The sequence below is a fragment of the Kocuria himachalensis genome (assembly GCF_054784195.1).
Genome location: NZ_BAAGPL010000019.1, coordinates 596,885 through 601,439, shown reverse-complemented (window position 1 = coordinate 601,439; position 4,555 = coordinate 596,885). Strand labels below are relative to the sequence as shown.

Sequence of the window (4,555 nt, the reverse complement as noted above, 5' to 3'; positions counted from 1 at the left end):
AGCAGCTCGGTGATGTCCGTGTAGGCGGTGTCCACCCCCAGCGACTCGGCCAGGCGGGCGGCGGCGCCCTCGACCGGATCGGCGATCGCGACCAGCCGGGCGTCGGGCACGGTGCGGGTGATCAGTTCGGCATGGCTGGAGCCGATCCGGCCGGCGCCGATCAGACCGATGTTCAAGGTGCGGTGCTCAGACACGGGATTCTCCTTCACGTCAGGGTTGGAGCGCGGACGGGGATGCCCACGAACGATGTCCTCAACATGTCCTGACAAGCCCTTGGCAGAAACACTAGTACGTACTAGTGTGATCGGCAACACAAACGCAGAGGCGAGCTGAAGCAGTGCACTGAGCGCAGCCACCCTGCCGTGGAAGGAGATCTCCGTGACCGCACGACATGTTCCCAGACCGCCCCGCACGCATCTTCCGGAAGTCCTGATGACCGCACCCTTGTCCCTGCCGATCGACAGGAACTCCCCGGTTCCCCTCTATCACCAGCTCGCTCTGGCCCTGGAGGGTGCTATCCGCAGCGGGGCTCTGGCGCCCGGCACCAGGCTCGACAACGAGATCGAGCTGGCGGCCCGATTGCATGTCGGCCGCGTCACCGTGCGCAGCGCCCTGCAGCGCCTGGCCGATGCCGGGCTGGTGCTCCGCACACGACGAGTCGGCACCTACGTCACCTCTCCCCATCAGTGGGCGCGCCCTCATGCGCCCACCACGGTGTAGCAGAGGTTGGCCGACGGTCGCTCCACGCCCCTCGGGGCGGCCACCCACCGGAGTCACCGCCTGATGACCCGGACGACCGCACCGCACCCCACCTGCACCCGCCACAGCACCGCGCGGCGTTCTGCCGCCTCGGCCGAACCGCGAAGCCGACATGACGAACACCCCATCACCGGACCGGTGCTGTCCGCGATCCACACCTGTTGCATCAGGTCCTCAATCAGGGAGTTCACATGTCTCACCACTCTCCGGGCGACAGCCGGCTCGCCCTTCCACCGTTGACCAGTGGGCCGCATCGGAAGCGGCTCGGGCTGATCTCGGTCGTGGCCTGCCTGGGCGGGCTGCTGTTCGGGTACGACACGGGGGTGACCAACGGCGCCGAGGGGCCGATGGCACAGGACCTGGGCTTGAACCTGCTCCAGCTGGGCGTGGTGGTCAGTTCGCTCATCTTCGCGGCGGCGGTGGGAGCCCTGGTCTGGGGCCGGGTCTCGGATGCCTGGGGCCGGCGCAGAACGATCATCCTGCTGGCGGTGCTGTTCTTCGTCGGCACCCTGCTGGTGGTCTTCTCCCCGGCGTCTCCGGAGCCGGGAACGTTCTCCCTGACGGGGTTCACCGTCCTGGTCTGTGGGCGGATCATGATCGGTCTGGCCGTCGGTGGGGCCTCCACGGTGGTGCCGGTGTACCTGGCCGAGCTCGCCCCCTACGAGATCCACGGGTCGATCACCGGTCGCAACGAGTTGGCGATCGTGTTCGGACAGCTGTCCGCGTTCGTGATGAACGCGATCATCGCCGTCACCCTCGGCGACGTCGTGGAGGGCGTGTGGCGCATCATGTTCGCCGTGTCCGCGCTGCCGGCGATCGCCCTGTTCATCGGGATGCTGCGCATGCCCGAATCCCCTCGCTGGCTCACCGAGAAGGGCCGGTACGACGACGCCCTGGCAGTGCTCGAGACGGTTCGCCCGGCCGATCGCGCGAAAGCCGAGCTGCAGGAGATCGAGCGCATCGCCGCCCTGGAGGTCGAGACGCACCAGGTTGGGCTGAAAACGGTCCTGGCGAACAAGTGGCTGCGACGGATCATCCTGGTCGGCATCGGGGTGTCCATGACCCAGCAGCTGACCGGCATCAACTCCGTCATGTACTACGGCACCCGCATCCTGGAGGAGTCCGGGATGACCGAGCAGCAGGCCGTGCTCGCCAACATCGCCTTCGGTGTCGTGGCCGTGATCGGCGGAATCATCGCCCTGTACAACATGGACCGGCTCGACCGGCGCAGGACCTTCATCATCGGATTGTCGTTGACCACGACCTGCCACCTGCTGATCGGGATCGCCGGCAATCTGCTTCCCGCGGGCAACCCGGCCCGCCCGATCGTGATCCTGGTCCTCGTGGTCGCCTTCGTGCTCTCGATGCAGACGTTTTTGAACGTCGCCGTCTGGGTGTGGCTGGCGGAGATCTTCCCGCTGCACATGCGCGGACTGGGCATCGGCATCTCGGTGTTCTTCGGCTGGACCATGAACGGCTTCCTGGCCCTGTACTTCCCGACCCTGGTGGGCACGATCGGGATCTCGGGTACGTTCTTCCTCTTCGCCGGCATCGGCGTGGTGGCCCTGATCTTCGTCGCCACCCAGGTCCCCGAGACCCGGGCCCGCTCCCTCGAAGACCTCGAGGAAGACGTCACCACCGGAGCGATCTACCAGGTCTCCAAGCCGGTCGACGCCCACCAGTCCTGACCCCCAGAGCTCGATCCGCCGGAACCGTGGTGCAGGTCAGGGTGACCTGCCCCACGACTCCCGGACCCTGCGGGGTCTGGAAGTCAGGCGGTGATGAGTGGTGGTTGGGTCTGCCGCACGATCAGGCGACACCGGATCGTGCGGCAGTCCCTTGGTTCAGATGCTGGCCGGCTGCCAGTCGGGGGCCTCGACCAGGACGACCTGCTGGAGCATGTTGGCCGCTCGGGTGACTCCTTCGATGGAGTTGACCAGGGTGTCCTCGTGCTCGATATTGAGCGTTCCGTCATAGCCCACCGAGCGAAGGTGGTAGACGAAGTCGGCCCAGAAGGCGGCCCCGTCCGGATGTCCCAGCCCCAGGGTGACGTAGTTCCAGGCCCTGCCGGCCGCCTGGTCCATCGGCACCGTATCCAGCAGCCCGTCCCGGGAGACGACGGGCTTGTTGATGCGGATGTCCTTGGCATGAACATGAATGATCGAGGAGCCCAGCGCCTGGATGACGGCGGGGATGTCAGCACCCATCCACATCAAGTGGGAGGGGTCGAAGTTGGCGCCGACAACGTCGTCACCGACGGCGTCGATGAGCCGCAACAGGGTCGAGACGTTGTGAACCAGCTGACCGCCGCAGGCCTCCACGGCCAGCCGGACGCCCTTGTCCCGGGCGAAGGCAGCCAGACCCCTCCAGTAGGGAAGCGCGACCTCGTTCCACTGATAGTCCAGAACCCCCAGGTTCTCCGGCGGCCAGGAGGTGGTGATCCAGTTCGGGGCCGCGTCACCGCGAGCTCCGGGAAGCCCCGACATCAGCACGACGGTGGGCACGCCCAACTCACTGGCCACACTGATGGTGTCGCGGACCACCCGGTCCTGATCGGGGCCGCTGACGGGGTGCAACTGATTGCCGTTGGCGGTCAGCGCACTGAGACTCAGGCCGCGGTCGGCGATCATCCCGGTGAACTCGGCTCGGGCCTGGGCCGAGGAGACCAGGACGGGCAGATCGGCATGGGGACTCTCGGACCAGTTGCCGGTTGCCACTTCGACGGAGCTCAACCCAAGGGTCTGGGCCAGGTCCAGGGCTTGTTCGAACGGCAGATGGCTGACGGAGTCAGTGATAAGTCCGAGCTTCATAGGTGGTTCCTTCCATTTCTGGGTGTGCGTGTCGACAGGACGAAGCAGAGGGAGCAGCGTGTCGGCCATCACACTAGTACGTACTAGTGATACGGACAATGGCTCATTGAAGAGGTCTTTCGAGAAGCACGTGGTGGCCTGGGCGATTCTTCTTCGTGCGGGTCCCCTGCATGTCGGCGAAGGGGCCGAGTTCAGTGGTTCACCACAAGCCGGCTCGACACGCAGGGACCGGGCAGCGCGGGGTGAACCGCGGACAACGGGTGCCAGTGCAGCTCGGACCCTCCGGCTTTGCCTATGGCCGGCTACCGGACACCTTCCACGAGAACGGCGTTGCAGCAGGGGTTCCCTTGCGGGCGTCACCACGCTCGATCGGCGATGGGTGGGGGAGGTGCCCACCGTCTGGCCACCAAAAGCACGGGGCCGCGGCGTCTGCGTTGGCGACGCGGCCCCGTGCCGGGGAGTGGATCCTCCGGGGTCAGAGGACGACGAAGGCCAGCCAGGCGAGCAGCGGTGCGGCGATGACCATGGACATGCCCCAGGCGAGCAGCCCGCGGAAGGTCTTGTCCCGTTGGTGTTCTGCGGTGTCGGCCACGGCCGGGGCTCCGCCGGCGGAGAACGGGCTGGAGTCCACCGCGGCCTGCCGCGCCGAGCACCCGACGCCGCTCGGGCCGTATTGGGGCTGTCTGCTCGGGAGTACGTATGGGTCAAGGTCTCCGGGCACTACCGCTCCCCGACCGGTCAGGCCGAGGCGATCCTCGCGGCCCTGCTCGAACGCGGAGCCGGTCGCCGCCTGGTGTTCGGCAGCGACTCGCCGCACACCCGTTGCGAGCAGCACACCTGCGCCAACATCCTGGACTGGACGCGGGCCCAGATCGGGCCCGACCTGTTGCACGGCATGCTCACCACAGCCCCTGGCGCGCTCTTCGGCTGGTGCACCAGCACCCTCGCCACCCCCACCGTCTGAGCCGGCGTCCATGAAGGTGACG

The 4,555-nt window shown here is 67.0% G+C and carries 6 protein-coding genes; 3 read left to right on the top strand and 3 right to left on the bottom strand.

Annotated elements, in window-relative coordinates:
* Positions 1–194: Gfo/Idh/MocA family oxidoreductase (locus ACYVM4_RS15235; RefSeq protein ID WP_460669074.1), on the bottom strand; the 194-nt coding region annotated here is incomplete at its 3' end.
* A 238-nt stretch (positions 195–432) separates the two neighbouring features.
* Between ACYVM4_RS15235 and ACYVM4_RS15230 the strand changes: the two genes are divergently transcribed.
* Complete coding sequence (locus ACYVM4_RS15230; protein ID WP_368823514.1) at positions 433–720, top strand: GntR family transcriptional regulator; 288 nt, start codon at positions 433–435, stop codon at positions 718–720.
* Between the two features lie 53 nt (positions 721–773).
* Here the strand turns inward: ACYVM4_RS15230 and ACYVM4_RS15225 are convergent, their stop codons facing one another.
* A complete protein-coding gene (locus ACYVM4_RS15225; RefSeq protein WP_368823513.1) occupies positions 774–950 on the bottom strand; it encodes a hypothetical protein in 177 nt (58 codons plus the stop codon).
* Here ACYVM4_RS15225 and ACYVM4_RS15220 point away from each other — a divergent pair, their 5' ends adjacent.
* Positions 951–2,447 carry a sugar porter family MFS transporter gene (locus tag ACYVM4_RS15220; protein WP_460669073.1) on the top strand — a complete coding sequence of 499 codons (1,497 nt, stop codon included), beginning with the start codon at positions 951–953 and terminating at the stop codon, positions 2,445–2,447. It abuts the gene before it with no gap.
* A gap of 156 nt (positions 2,448–2,603) precedes the next feature.
* On the opposite strand, the gene ACYVM4_RS15215 is transcribed toward ACYVM4_RS15220, so the two are convergent.
* Positions 2,604–3,569 (bottom strand): sugar phosphate isomerase/epimerase family protein, encoded by a 966-nt coding sequence (locus tag ACYVM4_RS15215; protein ID WP_460669072.1) that lies wholly within the window; start codon positions 3,567–3,569, stop codon positions 2,604–2,606.
* Positions 3,570–4,140: 571 nt separating this feature from the next.
* On the opposite strand from ACYVM4_RS15215, the gene ACYVM4_RS15210 reads away from it, so the two are divergent.
* Positions 4,141–4,533: an amidohydrolase family protein gene (locus ACYVM4_RS15210; RefSeq protein WP_460669071.1), complete on the top strand. Its 393-nt coding sequence runs from the start codon at positions 4,141–4,143 to the stop codon at positions 4,531–4,533.
* The last annotated feature ends 22 nt before the right edge of the window (positions 4,534–4,555 follow it).